This window comes from Streptomyces sp. NPDC006798 (genome assembly GCF_040635975.1).
Classification (GTDB): domain Bacteria; phylum Actinomycetota; class Actinomycetes; order Streptomycetales; family Streptomycetaceae; genus Streptomyces.
Genome location: NZ_JBEYIS010000089.1, coordinates 1 through 20,807, shown reverse-complemented (window position 1 = coordinate 20,807; position 20,807 = coordinate 1). Strand labels below are relative to the sequence as shown.

18 protein-coding genes and 1 pseudogene are annotated in these 20,807 nt (G+C 72.9%); 14 read left to right on the top strand and 5 right to left on the bottom strand.

The genetic code is table 11. The annotated features are described in order from the left end of the window. The first annotated feature begins 199 nt into the window (after window positions 1-199). The 6 genes and pseudogenes from ABZ714_RS33480 to ABZ714_RS33455 all read left to right on the top strand — a co-directional run bounded on the left by ABZ714_RS33480 (window position 200) and on the right by ABZ714_RS33455 (window position 7,279). Window positions 200-1,180 carry a GNAT family N-acetyltransferase gene (locus tag ABZ714_RS33480; protein ID WP_358829140.1) on the top strand — a complete coding sequence of 327 codons (981 nt, stop codon included), beginning with the start codon at window positions 200-202 and terminating at the stop codon, window positions 1,178-1,180. A gap of 207 nt (window positions 1,181-1,387) precedes the next feature. Continuing rightward, entirely contained in the window at window positions 1,388-3,028 is a 1,641-nt protein-coding gene (locus tag ABZ714_RS33475) for an ABC transporter substrate-binding protein (RefSeq protein ID WP_358829139.1), read from the top strand. A 23-nt stretch (window positions 3,029-3,051) separates the two neighbouring features. Then, window positions 3,052-3,975: an ABC transporter permease gene (locus ABZ714_RS33470; RefSeq protein ID WP_358829138.1), complete on the top strand. Its 924-nt coding sequence runs from the start codon at window positions 3,052-3,054 to the stop codon at window positions 3,973-3,975. Beyond that, complete coding sequence (locus ABZ714_RS33465; protein ID WP_358829137.1) at window positions 3,968-4,963, top strand: ABC transporter permease; 996 nt, start codon at window positions 3,968-3,970, stop codon at window positions 4,961-4,963. The genes ABZ714_RS33470 and ABZ714_RS33465 overlap by 8 nt, the downstream gene beginning before the upstream one ends. A 14-nt stretch (window positions 4,964-4,977) precedes the next feature. Beyond that, window positions 4,978-5,949: pseudogene (locus ABZ714_RS33460) on the top strand (ABC transporter ATP-binding protein); the annotation flags it as partial. A 148-nt stretch (window positions 5,950-6,097) separates the two neighbouring features. Continuing rightward, entirely contained in the window at window positions 6,098-7,279 is a 1,182-nt protein-coding gene (locus ABZ714_RS33455) for a dipeptide ABC transporter ATP-binding protein (RefSeq protein WP_358829136.1), read from the top strand. Between the two features lie 316 nt (window positions 7,280-7,595). On the opposite strand, the gene ABZ714_RS33450 is transcribed toward ABZ714_RS33455, so the two are convergent. After that, complete coding sequence (locus tag ABZ714_RS33450; protein WP_358829135.1) at window positions 7,596-7,925, bottom strand: hypothetical protein; 330 nt, start codon at window positions 7,923-7,925, stop codon at window positions 7,596-7,598. A gap of 279 nt (window positions 7,926-8,204) precedes the next feature. Here ABZ714_RS33450 and ABZ714_RS33445 point away from each other — a divergent pair, with 279 nt between their 5' ends. From ABZ714_RS33445 to ABZ714_RS33430, 4 genes are all read left to right on the top strand, one after another. After that, the gene (locus ABZ714_RS33445) at window positions 8,205-8,399 is read left to right on the top strand and encodes a hypothetical protein (RefSeq protein WP_006346816.1); all 195 of its coding nucleotides are present in this window, start codon (window positions 8,205-8,207) and stop codon (window positions 8,397-8,399) included. A gap of 280 nt (window positions 8,400-8,679) precedes the next feature. Next, on the top strand, window positions 8,680-9,612 hold the full coding sequence (gene mshB / locus ABZ714_RS33440; protein ID WP_358829134.1) for an N-acetyl-1-D-myo-inositol-2-amino-2-deoxy-alpha-D-glucopyranoside deacetylase: 933 nt from the start codon (window positions 8,680-8,682) through the stop codon (window positions 9,610-9,612). Beyond that, a complete protein-coding gene (locus ABZ714_RS33435; RefSeq protein ID WP_358829133.1) occupies window positions 9,609-10,028 on the top strand; it encodes a DUF6113 family protein in 420 nt (139 codons plus the stop codon). The genes mshB and ABZ714_RS33435 overlap by 4 nt, the downstream gene beginning before the upstream one ends. Before the next feature lie 465 nt (window positions 10,029-10,493). After that, window positions 10,494-12,497, top strand: a complete 2,004-nt coding sequence (locus ABZ714_RS33430; RefSeq protein ID WP_358829132.1) for a hypothetical protein — start codon at window positions 10,494-10,496, stop codon at window positions 12,495-12,497. Window positions 12,498-12,552: 55 nt separating this feature from the next. On the opposite strand, the gene ABZ714_RS33425 is transcribed toward ABZ714_RS33430, so the two are convergent. Both ABZ714_RS33425 and ABZ714_RS33420 read right to left on the bottom strand, forming a co-directional pair. Continuing rightward, window positions 12,553-13,395 carry a transglutaminase-like domain-containing protein gene (locus ABZ714_RS33425; RefSeq protein WP_358829131.1) on the bottom strand — a complete coding sequence of 281 codons (843 nt, stop codon included), beginning with the start codon at window positions 13,393-13,395 and terminating at the stop codon, window positions 12,553-12,555. Window positions 13,396-13,484: 89 nt separating this feature from the next. Then, window positions 13,485-14,567: a GNAT family N-acetyltransferase gene (locus ABZ714_RS33420; RefSeq protein WP_358829130.1), complete on the bottom strand. Its 1,083-nt coding sequence runs from the start codon at window positions 14,565-14,567 to the stop codon at window positions 13,485-13,487. Between the two features lie 113 nt (window positions 14,568-14,680). Between ABZ714_RS33420 and fdxA the strand changes: the two genes are divergently transcribed. Both fdxA and dapC read left to right on the top strand, forming a co-directional pair. Further along, window positions 14,681-15,001, top strand: a complete 321-nt coding sequence (gene fdxA / locus ABZ714_RS33415) for a ferredoxin (protein ID WP_006346810.1) — start codon at window positions 14,681-14,683, stop codon at window positions 14,999-15,001. Between the two features lie 286 nt (window positions 15,002-15,287). Continuing rightward, a complete protein-coding gene (gene dapC / locus ABZ714_RS33410) occupies window positions 15,288-16,373 on the top strand; it encodes a succinyldiaminopimelate transaminase (protein ID WP_358829141.1) in 1,086 nt (361 codons plus the stop codon). Between the two features lie 318 nt (window positions 16,374-16,691). On the opposite strand, the gene ABZ714_RS33405 is transcribed toward dapC, so the two are convergent. Together ABZ714_RS33405 and ABZ714_RS33400 are read right to left on the bottom strand one after the other, a co-directional pair. Then, window positions 16,692-17,177 (bottom strand): ATP-binding protein, encoded by a 486-nt coding sequence (locus tag ABZ714_RS33405; protein WP_358829129.1) that lies wholly within the window; start codon window positions 17,175-17,177, stop codon window positions 16,692-16,694. A 277-nt stretch (window positions 17,178-17,454) separates the two neighbouring features. Next, window positions 17,455-18,495 (bottom strand): hypothetical protein, encoded by a 1,041-nt coding sequence (locus ABZ714_RS33400; RefSeq protein ID WP_358829128.1) that lies wholly within the window; start codon window positions 18,493-18,495, stop codon window positions 17,455-17,457. A 248-nt stretch (window positions 18,496-18,743) separates the two neighbouring features. On the opposite strand from ABZ714_RS33400, the gene dapE reads away from it, so the two are divergent. Together dapE and ABZ714_RS33390 are read left to right on the top strand one after the other, a co-directional pair. Next, window positions 18,744-19,823, top strand: coding sequence for a succinyl-diaminopimelate desuccinylase (dapE, locus tag ABZ714_RS33395; RefSeq protein WP_358829127.1), 1,080 nt, complete (start codon window positions 18,744-18,746; stop codon window positions 19,821-19,823). A gap of 87 nt (window positions 19,824-19,910) precedes the next feature. Then, on the top strand, window positions 19,911-20,660 hold the full coding sequence (locus ABZ714_RS33390) for a TIGR00730 family Rossman fold protein (RefSeq protein WP_358829126.1): 750 nt from the start codon (window positions 19,911-19,913) through the stop codon (window positions 20,658-20,660). Window positions 20,661-20,807 lie beyond the last annotated feature (147 nt).

Below are 20,807 nucleotides of genomic sequence, written 5' to 3'. Positions count from 1 at the left end.
GACCTCGCCAGGCGTCGGAGTCCACCCCGTAGCGGTGGCCCATGCCGTCGACGTCGCTGTAGTACGTATAGACGAGGGAGCGGTCCCCGGCGGCCGGGGCCGTCGCCGTACCGGAACACCGGCGGCCCGTCCCCCGGTCCGCCCCCGGCCCGGCGAAAACGCGTTGCGGCGGCCGGGTCCGGCGGCCCAGAGTGAGGACATGACCGCCTTTGCCGTGCGCCCCGCGCTGCCCGAGGACGCGGAAGCCATCTGTGCTCTGCTGAACGCCGTCGATGTGATCGAGATCGGTCGGCCCGAGACCGATCTCGTCTCCGTGCGGGCCGATCTCGACCACCCCGAGGCCGATCTGCCGAACAACTCCTGGGTCGGCTTCCACGGCGACGAACTGGTGGTCTACGGACTGCTCTGGGACGACTCGGGCGCCGACCGTATCGATATGGACCAGTACGTCCTCCCGGCGCACCAGGAGGCCGCCGCCGTGGTGCTGGGGATGATGGAGGAGCGGGCCCGGGCCAAGGCCGCCGCGAACGGCGCCGACCGGGCCGTGCTCCACCTCCATCTGAACATCGAGCCGACGCTCGACACCACCCTGCTGACCGGTCGCGGCTGGCGGGTCGTACGCCGGTATCACGTCCTGACCCGGCCGCTGGACGCCGCGGCCGACCAGGTGCCCGCCCCGCCGCCCGGGGTGACCCTGCGGACCGTACGGGACGAGGCCGACCAGCGGCTGGCCCACGCCCTGCTCCAGGAGTCCTTCGCCGACCACTTCGACTTCCAGCCCAAGTCGTACGAGAAATGGCTCGCCGACCTCGGTGAGCTGATCGACTGGGACCTGGTGTGGATCGCGAGCGCCGAGGGCGAGGGCGATGTCGCCGCGATGGTCACCAGCAACCACCGGGCGGCCCACGGCTGGATCAACGCCCTGGGCGTGCTGGAGCGGGGCCGCCGCCGGGGTCTGGGCGGCTTTCTGCTGAGCCATGCCTTCGGGGTCTACGCCGGCCTCGGCCGCGATGTGATCGGCCTCGGGGTGGACACCGCCAACGCGACCGGCGCGCCCCGGCTCTACGAGGCCCATGACATGTCCCGGCACTACGCGGTCGACACCTGGGAGGTCGACCTTCCGGTCGTACCGGCCCCGGTGGCGGGCGCTCCGGCGGGCGTGGGCGCTCCGACCCCGTAGCCGGGCCGGTGCCGTAGCCACGGGCCGCGGCGGGGGCCGCGGCGGGTCGGGGACGGTCCGCGGGCGGGCCGCCGTCCGGAGCGGCCCGGCCCCGGTGGCGGGACGGGAAGTCCCCCGTTGGGGTGAGTAAACAGGTGCATTACCCCATTTGCGGGGATATTCGGTCCTGAGCGGGAGTCGGCCGGCTCAGGACCGAGGAGGCACCGGATGCGGGGAGCCACGCACGCCCTCAAGGCCGCGGGCGGAGCCCTCGCCGTCGTCCTGGCGGCGACCGCCCTCACCGCGTGCGGCGGGGGAGCCTCCACCGGAGGCAGCGGCCCGGACGGCATCGTCAGCTCTTCCTGGGGCGACCCCCAGAACCCGCTGGAGCCCGCCAACACCAACGAGGTCCAGGGCGGCAAGGTCCTCGACATGCTCTTCCGGGGGCTCAAGCGGTACGACCCCAGGACCGGCGAGGCGCTGAACATGCTCGCCGAGCGGATCGACACCACCGACTCGGTCAACTTCGCCGTCACCGTCGAGGACGGCTGGACCTTCAGCAACGGCGAGAAGGTCACCGCCCGCTCCTTCGTCGACGCCTGGAACTACGGCGCCTACCTCAAGAACAGCCAGAAGAACGCGTACTTCTTCGGCTATATCGAGGGATACGACCGGACCCATCCCGAGAGCGGCGAACCCACCGCCACCACCCTCTCCGGCCTGAAGGTCACCGGCGAGCTGACCTTCACCGTGAAGCTCAGCCAGAAGTTCTCCACCTGGCCCGACACCCTCGGCTACGCCGCCTTCGCGCCCCTGCCCAGGGTCTTCTTCGACGACCACGCCGACTGGCTCGCCAAACCCGTCGGCAACGGCCCGTACGCCGTCCACGCCTATGTCCGCGGCTCCCAGATGTCCCTCCGCCGCTGGGACGGCTACCCCGGCCCCGACCGGGCCCTCAACGGCGGTGTCGACCTGCGGGTCTACACCGACAACAACACGGCCTACACCGACCTCGTCGCCGGAAACCTCGACCTCGTCGACGACGTCCCCGCCTCGCAGCTCAGAAATGTGAAGAAGGACCTCGGCGACCGCTACATCAACACCCCGGCGGGCATCATCCAGACCCTCGGCTTCCCCTTCTACGACCGCCGCTGGAACACCCCGGACGGGAACAAACTCCGGACCGGGATCTCCAAGGCGATCAACCGGGACTCCATCACCACCCGGATCTTCCGTAACACCAGAACCTCCGCCAAGGACTGGACGTCCCCCGTCCTCGGGGTCGAAGGCGGCTTCGACGAGACCCTCTGCGGCGACGCCTGCGTCTACGACCCGGCCCGCGCCCGCCAGCTCGTCGAGGAGGGCGGCGGCATCCCCGGCGGCACCATGAAGATCTCGTACAACTCCGACACCGGCTCCCACAAGGAGTGGGTCGACGCCGTCTGCAACAGCATCAACAACGCCCTGCGGAACGACCGCGCCTGTGTCGGCAACCCCATCGGCACCTTCGCCGACTTCCGCAACCAGGTCACCCAGTCCAAGATGAGCGGCCCCTTCCGGGCCGGCTGGCAGATGGACTACCCCCTGATCCAGAACTTCCTCCAGCCGCTCTACTACACCGGCGCCTCCTCCAACGACGGCAAGTGGAGCAACGAGACCTTCGACTCGCTGGTGGACCGCGCCAACGCCGAATCCGACACCGCGACCGCCGTCCGCACCTTCCAGCAGGCGGAGGAAGTGGTACGGGACGAGATGGCGGCCATCCCCCTCTGGTACCAGAACGGCAGCGCCGGATACGCGCCCCGCATCTCGAACGTCGCCCTCAACCCCTTCAGTGTCCCGGTCTACAACGAGATCAAGGTCGCCTGACGGCCGCCTTCGGGAGCCCCCCCATGGGACGTTATGTGATCCGGCGTCTGCTCCAGATGATCCCGGTCTTCTTCGGCGCCACCCTGCTGATCTTCCTGATGGTCAATGTGATGGGCGACCCCATCGCCGGACTCTGCGGACAGATCCAGTGCGATCCCGCCACCACCGCTCAGCTCCGCGCCGAGTACGGCCTCGACAAGCCCCTGTGGCAGCAGTACCTCGGCTATATGGGCGACGTCTTCCGGGGCGACTTCGGCACCGCCTTCAACGGGCAGCCCGTCACCGAGCTGATGGCCGCCGCCTTCCCCGTCACCATCCGGCTCACCCTGGTCGCCATCTGCTTCGAGATCGTCATCGGCATCACCCTCGGCGTCCTCACCGGACTGCGCCGCGGCCGCCCCGTCGACACCGGCGTCCTGCTGCTCACCCTGGTCGTGATCTCCGTCCCCACCTTCGTCACCGGACTGCTGCTCCAGCTCCTCCTCGGCGTCGAATGGGGCATCATCAAACCCGCCGTCTCACCCGCCGCCCCCCTCGACGAACTGATCGTCCCCGGCCTGGTGCTCGCCTCTGTCTCCCTGGCGTACGTCACCCGCCTCACCCGGACCTCGATCGCCGAGAACGCCCGCGCCGACTACGTCCGCACCGCCCGCGCCAAGGGCCTGCCGCGCCGCCGGGTGGTCACCCGCCATCTGCTGCGCAACTCCCTGATCCCCGTCGTCACCTTCATCGGCACCGACATCGGCGCGCTGATGGGCGGCGCCATCGTCACCGAGCGGATCTTCAACATCCACGGCGTCGGCTACCAGCTCTACCAGGGCATCGTCCGCCAGAACACCCAGACCGTCGTCGGCTTCGTGACCGTCCTGGTCCTGGTCTTCCTGCTGGCCAATCTGCTCGTCGACCTCCTGTACGCCGTACTCGACCCGAGGATCCGCTATGCCTGAGCCGCAGTACGACCCCGACGGCGTCGCCGACGCGGCCATCGCGCCCACCGGCGCGGGCGGCACCATGGACCTCGCCACCGCCGAGGGCGCCACCCTGGAGAAGCCGCCCGAAGGACCGCCCGGCGGCACCGGACCGGCCGCCAAGCCCCGCAGCCTCCGCTCCGACGCCTGGCGCGATCTGCGCCGCAACCCCGTCTTCATCGTCTCCGGCCTGATCATCCTCTTCCTGGTGGTGATCGCGATCTGGCCGCAGTCCATCGCCTCCGGCAACCCGCTCGACTGCGATCTCGCCAAATCGCAGGAGGGCTCCCAGCCGGGCCACCCCTTCGGCTTCGACGGCCAGGGCTGCGACGTCTACACCCGGACCGTGTACGGCGCCCGTGCCTCCGTCACCGTCGGCGTCTGCGCCACCCTCGGGGTCGCCCTCCTCGGCTCCGCGCTCGGCGGACTCGCCGGATTCTTCGGCGGCGCGGGCGACGCCGTGCTCTCCCGGGTCACCGACATCTTCTTCGCCATCCCCGTCATCCTCGGCGGCCTGGTCCTGCTCTCGGTCGTCACCAGCAACACCGTCTGGCCCGTCATCGGCTTCATGATCCTGCTCGGCTGGCCCCAGGTCTCCCGGATCGCCCGCGGCTCCGTGATCACCACCAAACAGAACGACTACGTCCAGGCCGCCCGCGCGCTCGGCGCCTCCAACACCCGGATGCTGCTCCGCCATATCGCGCCCAACGCCGTCGCGCCGGTGATCGTCGTCGCCACCATCGCCCTGGGTACGTACATCTCCCTGGAGGCGACCCTCTCCTACCTCGGCGTCGGCCTCAAACCCCCGACCGTCTCCTGGGGCATCGACATCTCCGCCGCCTCGCCCTATATCCGCAACGCCCCGCACATGCTGCTCTGGCCCGCCGGGGCGCTGGCGATCACCGTACTGGCGTTCATCATGCTCGGCGACGCGGTCCGCGACGCCCTCGACCCCAAGCTGCGCTGAGGAGGGACCCCCGGATGCTGCTCGAAGTCCGCGATCTCCAGGTCGAGTTCCGTACCCGCGACGGGGTCGCCAAGGCCGTCAACGGGGTCAGCTACGCCGTGGCCGAGGGCGAGACGCTCGCCGTGCTCGGCGAGTCCGGCTCCGGCAAGTCCGTCACCGCCCAGGCCGTGATGGGCATCCTCGACACCCCGCCCGGGCGGATCGCGGGCGGCCAGGTGCTCTTCCGCGGCCGTGACCTGCTGACACTGAAGGAGGAGGAGCGGCGGACCGTACGCGGCGCCCAGATCGCGATGATCTTCCAGGACGCGCTCTCCGCCCTCAACCCCGTACTCAGCGTCGGCGCCCAGCTCGGCGAGATGTACACCGTGCACCGGGGGATGAAGCGGAAGGAGGCCCGTGCCAAGGCCGTCGAGCTGATGGAACGGGTCGGCATCCCGGCCGCCGCCCAGCGCGTCGGCGACTATCCGCACCAGTTCTCCGGCGGGATGCGCCAGCGGATCATGATCGCGATGGCGCTCTCCCTCGAACCCGCCCTGATCATCGCCGACGAACCCACCACCGCCCTCGACGTCACCGTCCAGGCCCAGGTCATGGAATTGCTGGCGGAGCTGCGGGACGAGCTGGACATGGGGCTGATCCTGATCACCCACGACCTGGGGGTGGTCGCGGACGTCGCCGACCGGATCGCCGTGATGTACGCGGGCCGGATCGTGGAGACCGCCCCGGTCCACGATCTCTACCGGGCCCCCGCCCACCCCTACACCCGCGGCCTCCTCGACTCCGTACCGCGCCTCGACCAGAAGGGGCGGGAGCTGTACGCGATCAGGGGGCTGCCGCCGAATCTGCTGCGGATCCCCGACGGCTGCGCCTTCCACCCCCGGTGCCCGCTCGCCCGGCCGGTCTGCCGTACGGACGTACCACCGCTGTACGAGGCGGGGGAGGGGCGGCACAGCGCGTGCCACTTCTGGCGGGAGGCGCTGGCGGGCGCGGGGGCCGCGCCGGGCGCGGGCGGCCCCGCCCCGGGCGCTGCTCCGAGTCCGGGCGGCCCCGGACCGGGCGGCGGTCCGGAACCGGGATCCCCGGCCGGGCCGGACGCCCCCGCCGGGCCGGACGACGACGAGGAGGCGACGGGCCGTGACTGAGACGACCGCCGTACGGCCGGCCACCGCGACCACCGCCGAACCGCTGCTGGAGGTCCGCGGCCTCCACAAGCACTACCCCCTCACCCGGGGCATCGTCTTCCGCAAGCAGGTCGGCGCCGTCCGGGCCGTCGACGGCGTCGACCTCGACCTCTACGGGGGCGAGACCCTCGGCATCGTCGGCGAATCCGGCTGCGGCAAGTCCACCCTCGCCCGGATGCTGGTCCAGCTGGAGCGCCCCACCGCCGGGGTGATCCGCTACCGGGGCGAGGACATCACCCGGCTCTCCGGCCGGGCGCTCAAGGCCGTCCGGCGGAACATCCAGATGGTCTTCCAGGACCCGTACACCTCCTTGAACCCCCGGATGACCGTCGGCGACATCGTCGGGGAACCCTTCGACATCCACCCCGAGGCCGCGCCCAAGGGCGACCGCCTGGCCCGGGTCCGCGAACTGCTCGACGTGGTCGGGCTCGACCCCGACTTCGTCAACCGCTACCCCCATCAGTTCAGCGGCGGCCAGCGGCAGCGGATCGGCATCGCCCGCGGTCTCGCGCTCCGGCCGGAGATCATCGTCGCGGACGAGCCGGTCTCGGCGCTGGACGTCTCCATCCAGGCGCAGGTGGTCAATCTGCTGGGGCGGCTCCAGCGGGAGTTCGGTCTCAGCTATGTCTTCATCGCCCATGACCTGTCGATCGTCCGGCATATCTCCGACCGGGTGGGCGTGATGTATCTGGGGCGGGTGGTGGAGCTGGGACGCCATGAGGAGATCTACGACCACCCCACGCATCCGTACACCCAGGCGCTGCTCTCCGCCGTACCCGTACCCGACCCGGGGGCGCGGGAGCGCCGCGAGCGGATCATCCTCGGCGGCGACCCGCCGTCCCCGGCGCACATCCCGTCCGGCTGCCGGTTCCGGACCCGCTGCTGGAAGGCGCGGGAGCGGTGTGAGCTGGAGGTGCCGGAGCTGGCGGTCCCGGCGGAGTTCCGGCTGGTGGAGGAGGGGCCGGTACGCCACCCGTCGGCCTGCCACTTCGCGGCGGAGCGGCAGGTGGTGCCGAGGTCGCCGTCGGACACCGACCCGGACCCGGACCCGGACTTCGGCTCCGGATCCGGCTCCGAGGCGGCGGACCCGCCCGGTCAGGCCGACCCCGGACCCGGTGATACGCCGGAAGAGTGACGCTCTTTTACACGGGGGCAATGTGGTTGTCGCGGGACCGATATACGGGCCCGGCAGGCTGCGGTGCGTACGGCCGTGCGGGTGCCGTATGCGGCCGGGGCCTCCTGGAGTGGTCCCGGCCGTTCGATCCCCCCGGGGCCGGGTTCCGTCGCGCCGGTCGCGCCGGTTCGAGGGCCGCGACCCGTCTGTAGTCTTTCGTACGGTTCCGCCCCCTGTGCCCTCCGCGGCGGGGAACCCCCGACGCCGCCCCGGCAACTCCCGCTCGCCGTCCCCGGATCCCCTCGGGCGAAAAGTTCCGGCCAGATCGGAACCCCGTTCAGAAGGCCGGTCCGGGGCTTCCCGGCGGTACGGGTCCTCGAACGGGTAGTTCCCGGGACGGCCCGGTGACCGGCTCCGCCGTGAACAAACGTCCGCACCGGGCGAAGGCGGCCGTCCCGACGGCGCCCTCCACCGCGTCACCGGCGACGTCCGCCGCCTCCTCCCCGTGGGCCGGTTCCGCCGGGGACGGTTGCTCCTGCGAACCCCCGTACGGAACACGGGGATCGGCCACCGGGCGTTCCCGGAACGCGCTCTCCGGCTCTACCGTGGTGGGGTGGTTGTCGAGGTCGGGCGCCCGGAGCGCGCCCTCGCGGTCGGTTCCGGACACCGATCGGACGGAGACCGTACGAGAATTGTCCGGAAGCCGTCGTCAACAACCGCGGTGCGCCCGGGAAAAGCCCCTGGGTGCCGGCGAACCGGCCGAGAAAGGAGCCCTGTTGTCCCGTGGTCGTACCACCGGACCCGACCCGTGTGCGCCCCCGTGTGCTGCCGTGCACCGACTGATGCGTTAGTACGGATAGTTATGATCCGTAGCGCGAGATGGGTAGGAACCATCTGCGCGTGCAACCTGCCCGTCCCGACCGAATATCTGTGGAGGTGAACCGCCGTGGCACTCTCAGTTTCGGCGGTGGTGCTGCTGGCGATCGTCGTCTTCCTGCTGGTCCGGAAGTCCGGACTCAAGGGCGGGCACGCGGTTGTCTGCGTTCTGTTCGGTTTCTTCCTCGCCAGCTCGTCCTTCGAGCCGACGATCACCGATCTGACCACGAGCGTGGGCGACATGATCGGCGACCTGAAGTTCTGATCGGCTCCCGCCGGTGTGCGGGGGCCTTCCTGTTTCCGATTCCCTTCCGACCGCTTCCGACTTTCCGACCGCTTCCGACCGTGGGTTCGTCCCGGTCCCCGACCGGCCCGGGCCGGAATCCGGCCGCCACCCGCGGCCGGTTCCCGCCGTGCCCGGCCCCCCGTCCGACCCTTACGACACGACGCCCAGAGCACCCCCGGCGGATCCGGACCGACTCTCCGCGGCCGGGGGACATCAATGTTCCGCCACGTGGCTTCGCCATGCCTCGTAGGCTGTGTCCATGAAGGATCTTCCCACCCGTCGGCTGCTCCTGGTGCACGCGCATCCGGACGACGAGTCGATCACCAACGGCGCCACGATGGCGCGGTACGCGGCCGGTGGCGCCCGGGTCACCCTGGTGACGTGCACGCTCGGCGAGGAGGGCGAGGTCATCCCGCCCGATCTCGCGCATCTCGCGGCCGACCGCGACGACACCCTGGGCGAACACCGGATCGGCGAGCTGGCCGCGGCGATGAAGGAGCTGGGCGTCACCGACCACCGCTTCCTCGGCGGCCCGGGGCGCTACCGGGACTCCGGAATGATGGGCCTGGACCAGAACCGCCGTACGGGCGCCTTCTGGAACACCCCCGTCGACGACGCCGCGCCCGACCTCGTCGAGGTCATCCGGTCGGTCCGCCCGCAGGTCATGGTCACCTACGACCCCCGGGGCGGCTACGGACACCCCGACCACATCCAGGCCCACCGGGTCGCCATGCGCGCCGCCGAACTCGCCGGTGAACGGGCCTTCCGGCGCGACCTCGGGGACCCCTGGACCATCGACAAGATCTACTGGACGCGGGTGCCGCGCTCCGTCGCCGAGGAGGGCTTCGCCCGGCTGCGGGCCGCCGGGACGGAGTTCCCCGGGACGGCCGCCGTGGACGACGTCCCCGGCGTGGTCGACGACGCCGAGATCACCGCGGCGATCGACGGCACGGAGTACGCGGACCGCAAGGCAGCGGCGATGCGGGCGCACGCCACCCAGATCGCGGTCGACGGGCCGTTCTTCGCCCTCTCCAACGATCTGGGGCAGCCGATCTTCGCCACGGAGTACTACCAGCTCGCGGTCGGCGAGCCGGGCGTATCGCGCGGCCGGCGCGAGGACGACCTCTTCGCCGGGATCCCCGGCGCGCAGGGCCCCTCGGCCGCCGCCGGGACGGCGGGGGTGTCCGTATGAGCGGCGCCCCCGGCGCGGGGATGGCCCGGGACTGGACGGCGCAGCGGCCGAGTCCGGGCCGGATCGCCGGATACCTCCTCCTGACGGCCGCCGGTGCCGCCGTGGGCGCCGCCGGATCCCTGGTCCAGGCCGCCTGGGTGCCCGCCGGGCTGCTGCTCGCCCTGCTGGGCTCCGCCGGGCTCTTCTACGGCGCCCGGCGCGCCCTCGGCACCCAGCTCGCCGTCGGGGCCGCGGGCGTCGGCTGGCTGGTGGCGATCGTGCTGCTGAGCCTCGGACGGCCCGAGGGCGACGCGATGTTCGGCGCCGGGATCGGGCCGCTGGTGTTCATCCTCGGAGGGATGGTGGTGGCTGTGATGTGTGCCACCCTCGGCCGGATGCCGCAACCGGGCGGCGGCACCGGGCGACTTGACCGTTGACGGGCCGAACGGCCGGGCCGGTCGGGAGTGTCGGACCTGCCCGCCGGAAAACCGGGCCGATCGGGCCCTGACCACGGGTTCCCCACAAGGCGGTGCCGCCGGTACGGTGCCCGGAACCGCCCGCGGACGGTGGAAGGCGACCCGGCCCCGGCGAACTCCGGTCAACCGGATCGTCCCGGTCACCCCGGCCTCCGCCCCGGGCGGGGGCCGTGACTCCGTTCACCGGTAAGCGGTTTGCTCCCGCACGGGGAGCGACCGGGCCGAAGCCGCCCACCGCAAGGGTTTCGCGGAGGTCACCGGCCCGTACGGCGGGCGGCCGGGACGGACGGGTCCGAACCGGTGTGCTTTCCACAGTCGCGAGGTGAGTGTCATCGGCGGCCAGTATGGTGGTGCGCGCCGCCGAGCCGCCCGAGCACAAGGACATACGTAAGAAACGGGCGGCGGAGCCAACCGGGAGATCCTGCTTTGAGTCGTGAAACTGACAGTTCGTCCTCCGGGCCCCAGGGGCGCGGCGGAGCCGCGTACCCCTCGGGCACCCCGCCGTACGGCACCCGCCGGTACGCCGACGGGGCGACGGCCGGTGCCGACGGCGAGCCGAAGCCGGACGGGGCCAAGTCCGAGCCCAAGACCGAGACGACCATTACCACCCGGATCCGGATCAACATCCCCGGATCCCGGCCGATCCCGCCCGTGGTGATGCGTAAACCGGCGAACGAGGGCGACACCGCGGCGCCGGACGCCCCGGCCGCTTCGGCCGGCCCGCCCGGTGGCGGCCCGGCCGTTCCCGAGGCGGAAGCCGAGCGTACGGCCGCCATGCCGGTCGCCTCGTTCGACGGGCCCGCCCCGGCCGACGCGCCGGACGCGCAGGCCGGCAAGCCGTCGAGCGACTGGTTCGCGCCCCGTAAGTCCTCGACCAACGGCGCGGGTCTGGCCGTCACCGCCGCCGCCCAGGGCTCCCCCCCGGGGGGCTCCGGCGCGCCGAACGGCGCCGGTCAGCAGACCGGCCCCGGCCCGCAGAACGGCTTCGCCGCACCGGGCGGCGGCCCCGACGGCCGTGCCCCGGTGACACCGCCCCCGCCGCGCAGCTCCCTCAGCGACCTCGCCGGTGCCGGGCCCGACGGCCCGACCACAGGACCCGCGAGCGGCGCGCTCTCCGTCCCCCCGGCGGCGCGTACGGCTCCGGACGCCCTTCCGGCGCGCCGGACCCAGGAGAGCCGGGCCGCGGGCGCCGTCGCGGCCCCGCCCCGGATGTCCGACGACACCGCCGTCCTCACCCCGCAGCGCCCCGTCCCCGAGCCGGCCGACGGCCCGGGGAGCGCGGCCGCCCCCGCCGGACATGTCTCCGGTGACACCCTCACCAGCGGTGTCCCGGCGGTACGGCCCGACGCGGAGTCCCCGTTCCCGGCGGGCCCCGGCGCGCCCGGTGCCCCCGGTTCTCCGGGGTCCGCCGGTGGGCTCGTGGGCCCCGGAGTCAAGGCCCCGGCCCCCGCGCCCCGCCCGGCGCCCGCGCCCCCCGCGAAGAAGAAGGGCCGCTCCAAGCTGGTCCTCCTCGGAGTCGGGCTCGTCGCCGTGGCCGGTATCGCCTACGGCGCCGGGCTGCTGCTCAACCACTCCGACGTACCCAAGAGCACCACGGTCCTCGGGGTCGACATCGGCGGCGGTACGCACGACGAGGCCGTCGGCAAGCTCGAAGGCACGCTGGGCAAGCGTTCCGCCCTCCCGCTCCAGCTCTCCGTCGCCGGGAAGAAGATCCCCCTCGCGCCGGACAAGGCGGGCCTCTCGCTCGACGCCCAGACCACCGTGCGCAACGCGGCGGGCAGCGACTACAACCCGATGTCGGTGATCGGCTCCCTCTTCGGCGGCGAGCGGGTCGCCCAGCCCGAGATCGTGATCGACGAGGAGAAGCTCCGCTCCGCCCTCGGCGATCTGGCGGGTGGCTCGGGCTCCGCGGTGGAGAGCCGGATCACGTTCGAGCCCGGCGAGGTCGTGGTCGTCCCCGGCAAGGCGGGCCAGGGCCTCGACGTCGACCGCTCCCTGAACATGATCAAGGACGCCTACCGGGCGCAGATCGAGTCCGGCCGTACCAATGCCGTCGAGCTGCCCGTCACCGAGCGCCAGCCCTCCGTCACGGCGGCGGAACTGGCCCGGGCGAAGCGGGAGTTCGCCGATGTCGCGATGTCCGGCCTGATCACCATCAAGGCGGGCGGCCGGGAGATCGACTTCGGCCCCAACCGCTCCCTGCCGCGCATCCTGTCCATGAAGCCGGTGGACGGCAGGCTGGTGGAGGTCTACGACAAGGAGGCCATCACCGAGCTGGTCGGCAGCACCTTCCAGGGCGTGCTGATCACCAAGGGCGACGGCAAGCAGCACCAGCTCACCGCCGACGACATCGCCTACGCGATGGGCCCGGCGCTGCGCGGCAAGACCCCGGAGGAGCGTACGGCGGTCATCGACCTGGACCCGAGCTGATTCCGCCGTATCCGTTCGCGACACGGGCCCCCGGAACGATTCCGGGGGCCCGTCGTCAGTTGAGCCGGGACCGGGCCGCCCGGGCCCGGTCCCGTACGGCCTCCGCCGTCGTCGGCTCCACCGCCGCCAGCACCTCCGCGTAGGCATCCATCTCCGCCGCCCCGCCCAGGAAATCGCCCCGCTGGACCAGCAGTTGGGCGCGTTCGAAGCGCAGCCGGGCGGGGTGGGAGGGGATCAGCAGGGACAGTTCGACGGCCCACAGGGCGACATCGGACCGTTCGGGGCGGGCCGTCGCCCAGGCGCGGATGTTGTTGAGGATCCGGACGATCACATCGAGGGTGGCGGCCGGGTCGAGCGCCGCCGGGTCGAGGGGCGCCCCGGTGGCGCCCTCGACGAGTTCGGAGGCCGCGGCGGGCGACAGTACGCCGCCTCCGGCGAAGGGGTCGGCCAGGACCTGCTCGCCCGGTTCGCCGAAGCCGACGACGAAGTGGCCCGGCAGGGCGACCCCGTAGACCGGGGCCCCGGCCCGGCGGGCCACCTCGATCCAGACCACGGAGAGCAGGATCGGCAGTCCGCGACGGCGCCGCAGCACCTCGTGGAGGAGGGACGACTCCAGCCTGCGGTACTCCGCCGGGGTGCCGTGGAAGCCGAGTTCGGCGCCGAGCAGCCGTTCGAGGGCGGTCGCCCAGTCGTGCGGGGTCCGGGTGCCGTACGGCAGCAGTCCGGCGAGGCGGTCCAGTTCGATCTGGGCGGCGTCGACGGCCGTGTCGTCCGCCGCCCCGTCGGCCACCGCGCCCAGCAGCAGACAGAGCTGGGCCAGGTCCGGCCGTTCTGACCTGGCCTCTTCGGCGAACCGCCGCCGGTGGTCGGCGGGGTGCTGGGCCGTGTCGTCGTCCATGTGCCCACTCCTACCCGGCGGCCCCCGCCGCGTCCACTTCCGTACCGTCCGACGCGCTGATGGTTTCCGCACCCGGGGGTGCGGGCCGGTCAGCCGCCCGGGGCGCGGTAGTGGTGGTAGCTGTGGTGGGTGGTGAAGCCCATCCCCGCGTAGAGCGCTCCGGCCGCCGTGTTCTCCCGCTCCACCTGGAGCCAGGCCGCCGACGCGCCCTCCTCCAGTGCCCGCCGGGCCAGGGCCGCCATCACGGACCCGGCCAGTCCCCGGCGGCGCCGGGCCGGGTCCACCTCGACCGCCATGAAACCGGCCCAGCGGCCGTCGACCACACACCGCCCGATCGCGACCGGGACGTCCGGGCCCGGCGCGCCGTCCGCATGGCCCGCGGGGTCTGCGGGGTCTCGGTCCGCGGGGTCCGCCGCTATCGAGGCGAACCAGACCGAGGGGCCGCTGCCCAGGACCTGCAGCACCTCGGGGCCCGGTTCGCCGGACGACCGCTGATAGCGCCGCAGCCAGCCACCGCCTCCCGCCTCCGTACCCGTTCCCGGCGACCGGGCGAGGGTGACCCGGGAGACGTCCGCGTCGAGGTCGGCGATCGGCGCCAGCCCCCCGATCCGTACATCCGCCGACACCTCCCGGACCCAGCCGCGTTCGTCCAGCTCCGCGCAGAGCGCCTCCTGGGTCCCGGCGGCGCCCGTCGCGGCCTGGATGTACGCGGGCAGGGACCGCGCCGCGTACCAGGACCGCACCCGGGCCAGCGCCTCGTCCACCGGCAGGCCGGGATCACCGCAGGCCAGCGCCGAGTTCGCGCGCCGGGTGAAGCCGCCGGCGGCCCGTAGCTCCCACTCGCCGAGCGGCTCGCTCTCGACCGGCCGCCAGGCCCGGGACGTGACCGGGGTCAGCTCGGCGAAACCGGTGGCCGGACCCCGCCGCCGGACCGGGGCGGCCGGGACGGTCTTCCCGGCGACCAGTGCCGTCCGGGACACCCGGACCACCTCGCCGGACCGCCGTGTGATCACCAGCACATCGTTCTCGTCCCAGGATGTGAGAACGCCGACCACGTCCGTGAACGTCCCGCCCCCCTCGGACGGGTCGACAAGACGTCGGATTGATACCCGTTTGCCCACGTCAAGGGGTGTAATACGGACTTCGAGTCGTCCCGCGCCGGTGATTTCCACTGCTCTGTGCGCCCCTCCTGTTCGGATCGTCCCCGAGAACGGAGATACTAGGGGCGGGCATCGACGACGCCGCGCTCCCGCGCAAGCCAGCCCTATCGAGGAGGAACGACAGCGTGACCTACGTCATCGCGCAGCCTTGTGTCGACGTCAAGGACAAGGCGTGCATCGAGGAGTGCCCCGTCGACTGCATCTACGAGGGCTCCCGGTCCTTGTACATCCACCCGGACGAATGCGTCGACTGCGGTGCCTGCGAGCCGGTCTGCCCCGTTGAGGCGATCTTCTACGAGGACGACACTCCGGAGGAGTGGAAGGACTACTACAAGGCGAACGTCGAGTTCTTCGACGAGCTGGGCTCGCCGGGCGGTGCCTCCAAGCTCGGCCTGATCGAGCGCGACCACCCGTTCGTCGCCGGTCTGCCGCCGCAGAACCAGTAAGCGGCGATCGGCGCGCGCAGCCGATCACCACCTGCCGGTCCCGTACGGTCGACGTCCGTACGGGACCGCTGTGTTTTCCGTGCCTTCCGGTGTGTCCTGTGTGTTCCCGGTGGTCGTCCCCGCCGCGAACGCCCCGGGCCGCCCCCTCCTTCGTCCGCCGTTCGCGGCGAAGCCGTACGTCCGAGAGTGAGAACAGCCCGTGTCCGCAGTCCCCTCCGCCTCGTCCGCCGCCGAGGGCGCCGACGCCGCTGCCGCCACCGGTCCCGCCCCGCGCCGGGTCTCCGACCTGCTGCCCGTCTTCCCGTGGGACCGGCTGGAGCCGTACAAGGCGACGGCCGCCGCCCACCCCGACGGCATCGTCGACCTCTCCGTCGGCACCCCCGTCGACCCGGTCCCCGCGCTGATCCGGCAGGCGCTGGTGGACGCGGCGGACTCCCCGGGCTATCCCACGGTCTGGGGTACGGCCGCCCTGCGCGACGCGCTGACCGAGTGGGCCGGGCGGCGGCTGGGCGCGGTCGGCGCCGGACACGGCAACGTGCTGCCCGTCGTCGGCTCCAAGGAACTGGTCGCCTGGCTGCCCACCCAGCTCGGCCTCGGCCCCGGCGACCGGGTCGCCTACCCCCGGCTGGCCTATCCCACGTACGAGGTCGGGGCGCGGCTGTGCGGGGCGACCCCCGAGGTCTACGACGACCCGGCCGAGCTGGACCCGGCCGGGCTGCGGCTGCTCTGGCTGAACTCCCCGTCGAACCCGACCGGGCGAGTGCTCGGCAAGGACGAGCTGACCCGGATCGTGGCCTGGGCCCGGCGGCACGGCGTCCTCGTCTTCAGCGACGAGTGCTATCTGGAACTGGGCTGGGAGGCCGAGCCGGTCTCCGTACTCCACCCGGACGTCTGCGGCGGTTCGTTCGACGGGCTGGTCGCCGTCCATTCGCTCTCCAAGCGCTCCAACCTGGCCGGATACCGGGCCGCGTTCATCGCGGGCGACGCGGCGGTCCTGGGCGAGCTGCTGGCCGTCCGCAAGCACGGCGGCATGATGGTCCCGGCGCCGGTCCAGGCCGCGACGGTGGCGGCGCTCGGCGACGATACGCATGTCGAGGAGCAGCGGGCCCGTTACGCGGCCCGGCGTTCGGCCCTGCGGGCCGCCCTGGAGGGCCACGGCTTCCGGATCGAGCACTCGGAGGCGAGCCTCTACCTGTGGGCGACGCGGGACGAATCCTGCTGGGAGACGGTGGGACGGCTGGCGGAGCTGGGGATCCTCGTCGCGCCCGGCGACTTCTACGGCGAGGCGGGCGAGCGGTTCGTCCGGGTGGCCTTCACGGCGACCGACGAACGGGTCGACGCGGCGGTGAAGCGGCTCGCCTCGGCGGGCTGAGAGCGGCGGGGCCGGATGCGGCGGACCGGGCCGTACGAGGCGTGGGACCAGCCGTACGAGGCGGAACCGGCCGTACGAGGCGTGGGACCGGCGTTCGGCCCGGTACCGGGCCGGAGCGGCGCGGAGACGGCGAAGGGGCCCGGGGAGCGGAATGCTCCCCGGGCCCCTTCCTTCCGGCGTGACGGCCCCGGCCGGGCCCGTGGCCTGCCCGGGCGGATGCCGGCCCGCCGCGTACCGGAGTCCGGTGGCCGGACAGGACGCCGGACGGCGGAGGCCGGATACGTGATCCCGGCCCGGCGGTCCCGCCGGGCGCCCGGGTCAGCCCGCGAGCGGCAGACCGCCCGTCGGCAGACCGCCCGAGGTCAGGCCCTCCGTCGGCAGACCCTCGGTGGGCAGGCCGCCCTCCATCGAGCCCGCGGTCAGCCCGCTCTCGCCCAGCGAGTTGGTGGCGCCGTTCGCGGTCTCGCCGAGCAGTCCGCCCGCGTTGCCCGCGGTCTCGCCCGCGGTCTCCTCGGCGGCCGGGGCGACGGTACGGCCCGTTCCGCCGACCGCCCGGCCCGCGGCGGGAACGGTCTGCCGGACGGCGTCGCCGCCGGCGCCGCCCGCCAGCTCGGTCGTCTGCCGCGCGGCACCGTCGACGGTGGTGCTCACACCGTCGGTGTCGAGTGCGGTCAGCCCGCTGACCGGGGCGGCCTGGGCGAGATCGACGGCGCTCGCGGACCCGGCCGCACCGACCACGGGGGCTGCGCCGGCCGCGATGAGCAGGGCGGCACGGGCGATCCGGCGGGTCAGGGGGAGGGACATGATGCTCCTTGAGACGAAGGGGGCGCTGATCTTTCGCCGTGACAACCGTCCGGAGGGCGGGGGAAGTTGCGGGACGCCGAGGTAAAGAGTTCGTAATGCATCGCATTATCGGTCTCGCTGGAAAGCGGACAAATGCCTCCGGCGTCGAGTGGCTGCCGAACCGTCACTCCCCAAGGGGCTCAAGGGGACCGGGGGAGGGGCGGTCGGGGTGGTACGCGAGGGGGCGCGGCCATTGGAGTGAGGCCCGTACGCTCCCTCGGGCGGGTGAACGTCCGGATCAGCGTGCGAGCCGGATCCGTACCGCTTCGGCCGTCCGGGCGCCGGAGTCCACCGTCCCGGCCTCACGCCAGCCGCCCTCGGCCTCCCCGGACCGCCAGACCCGGCCGCCGTACGAGACCTCCGCGATCCGCAGCCGCTCGGCCCGGGCCACCGCCCAGTGCGCGACCTCCCAGCCCCGGTCGTCGCTCCGCTCGTCGGCCGCGCCGGTACCGGCCGCCCCGGCACCGGGCGTACGGCCTCCGGCGGAGGCGCCTTCGGGCCGGGCCGGGGTACCGTCCGCCGGGCCGCGTACCGGCACCGTCACCACCGTCCCGCCGCCGTCCCCGGCCGGGCCGCGACCGCGCGCCGGCTCGGTACCGGTGCCCGCGCCCGCCGCGCCCTTCGGCAGGACCGAGGGCCCGAAGGCCCGTACCAGCTCGGCCCGGACCCGGGCCGGATCGCCCGCCTTGCCGTCGCCGCCGGGGACACACCGCAGGGCCGCGCCCGCCCGGCCGGTCAGCGCCGCCGACAGCAGGGCCGCGTTCGGCTCGTGCTTGGCGTACGCCTGCGGGAAACCGCTCCGCTGCACCTTCTGCGCGGCGACCGTCAGCGGCAGCCGCGAATAGCCGGGGACCTCGGCCAGGCCGTCGTAGAACTTCCCGGCCGAGTACACCGGGTCCATGATCTGCCCGGAGGTGCCCCAGCCCTTCGACGGCCGCTGCTGGAACAGTCCGAGGGAGTCCCGGTCGCCGTGGCGGATGTTCCGCAGGCCCGACTCCTGGAGCGCCGTCGCCAGCGCGATCGTGACCGCCCGCTCCGGCAGCCCCCGGGCCGTGCCGACCGCGGAGATGGTCGCGGCGTTGGCCGCCTGCTCGTTGCTCAGCTCGTACACCGGTCCGCCGTCGCCGCCCGAGGCGCGGACCGTACAGCCCGGGGCGCCCGATCCGGTGGACTGCTGCGCCACGACATAGCCGATCGACGCGGCGAGTACGGCACATCCGGCGGCCAGCCGCGTGAGCCGACGACGCCGGGGCGGGGCGGATGAGGCGGTTTCGGACACAGGCACACCGTACTAGGGAGTACAAGGTTCCGGACCCGTCCCGGAGCCTGCGGTTCCGCCCGTCGTTCCCCCCGCCGTGCCGCTCGCTGTGCCGCCCGGCGTCGCGGGCCGCGCCCCTGCCCCGTACGGATCCCGCCCGGACCCCGGCCGGGCACCTTCCCGCGGACCAGGCCCCGGAAATCCGGCTCCTCTCTTGCGGCGGCCGGGACGACCGGGCCGGTTCACCGGGCCCGGGTAGGGTCGGGAGCATGCGCCCCACCACGCTCGATCTCCGGCTCGACGGCCCCGCCCTCACCGCCGCCCTCGTCGACTTCCCCTCCGTCAGCGGCGAGGAGAAGCCGCTCGCCGACGCGATCGAGGGGGCGCTGCGCGACCTTCCGCACCTCACCGTCGACCGCTACGGCAACAACGTGGTCGCCCGTACCCGGCTCGGCCGGACCGAGCGCGTCGTCCTCGCCGGACACATCGACACCGTGCCGATCGCCGACAACGTGCCCTCCCGGCTCGACGCCGACGGCGTCCTGTGGGGCTGCGGCACCAGCGACATGAAGGCGGGCGTCGCGGTCCAGCTGAGGATCGCCGCGACCGTCCCCGCCCCCAACCGCGACCTCACCTTCGTCTTCTACGACAACGAGGAGGTCGCCGCCGACCTCAACGGCCTCGGCCGGGTCGCCGACGCCCACCCCGACTGGCTGGCGGGCGACTTCGCCGTACTCCTCGAACCCTCCGACGGCGAGGTCGAGGGCGGCTGCCAGGGCACCCTGAGGGTCCTGCTCCGCACCACCGGCGAACGGGCGCACTCCGCCCGCGGCTGGATGGGATCCAACGCGATCCACGCCGCCGCGCCGATCCTCGCCAGGCTCGCCGCCTACGAGCCGCGCAGGCCCGTCGTGGACGGACTGGAGTACCGCGAGGGCCTGAACGCGGTCCGGATCGAGGGCGGCGTCGCGGGCAATGTGATCCCCGACGCCTGCACCGTCACCGTCAACTACCGCTACGCGCCCGACCTCACCGCCGGCCAGGCGCTGGACCACGTCCGGGAGGTCTTCGCCGACTGCGGCGTCACCGGCTTCGAGGTCGACGACCACAGCGGGGCCGCCCGCCCCGGACTCGACCACCCCGCCGCCCTCGCGTTCATGAAGGCCGTCGGCGGGACCGCCCGGCCCAAGTTCGGCTGGACCGACGTGGCGCGGTTCAGCGCCCTCGGCGTACCCGCCGTGAACTACGGGCCCGGCGACCCCCTCCTCGCCCACAAGCGCGACGAGCACGTCGCCGTCGAGCGGATCACGCACTGCGAGGAACGGCTGCGTGAATGGCTTATGTCCTGATGAACGGGGCATCGACGACCTACGCTTGATCAAGCAACGACCAACGACGACGTCCGCGCGCGGACGTCCGGCGGAGGGAGCACGTCCATGGGCAACCCGGAGGGCGAGCGGGAGTACGAGGAGCAGCGGCAGGGTCCTGTGCTGCGCCGCAGGGACCAGGTCCAGCCCGGCACCACCGACCAGCGGCTGCTGGACACCGAGGGCGACTCGGAATGGGTGCACACCGACCCCTGGCGGGTCATGCGGATCCAGTCCGAGTTCGTCGAGGGCTTCGGCGCGCTCGCCGAACTGCCGAGCGCGATCAGCGTCTTCGGCTCCGCCAGGACCCCCCGGGACACACCCGAGTACGAGGCGGGCATCCGGATCGGCGAGGCGCTGGTCGCCGCGGGCTTCGCGGTGATCACCGGCGGCGGTCCCGGCGCCATGGAGGCCGCCAACCGGGGCGCCCGGGAGGCCGGGGGCGTCTCCGTCGGCCTCGGGATCGAGCTGCCGTTCGAGCAGGGGCTCAACCCCCATGTCGACATCGGGGTGAACTTCCGCTACTTCTTCGTCCGCAAGACGATGTTCGTGAAGTACGCCTCCGGGTTCGTGGTGCTCCCCGGCGGGCTCGGCACCCTCGACGAACTCTTCGAGGCGCTCACCCTCGTCCAGACCGGCAAGGTGACCCGCTTCCCGATCGTCCTCTTCGGCAGCGCCTACTGGAGCGGTCTCGTCGACTGGCTGCGGGACACCGTCGTCGCCCAGGGCAAGGCGTCCGAGCGCGATCTGCTGCTCTTCCACGTCACGGACGACGTGGACGAGGCGGTGGCCCTGGTCACCAAGGAGACCGCCCGCTGACGACGGCCGCCGGGGGTACGGGGCCGGGCCGCCCCGCCTCGTACCCCTGTGGCCGGCCGCTGTTCGGCGCAGAGGGGCGCCAGATAGCTCGGGGTCCCGGAGAAGACCTTCTGGCGGCTGGTGCGGCGGACGATCCTCGATTTCCAG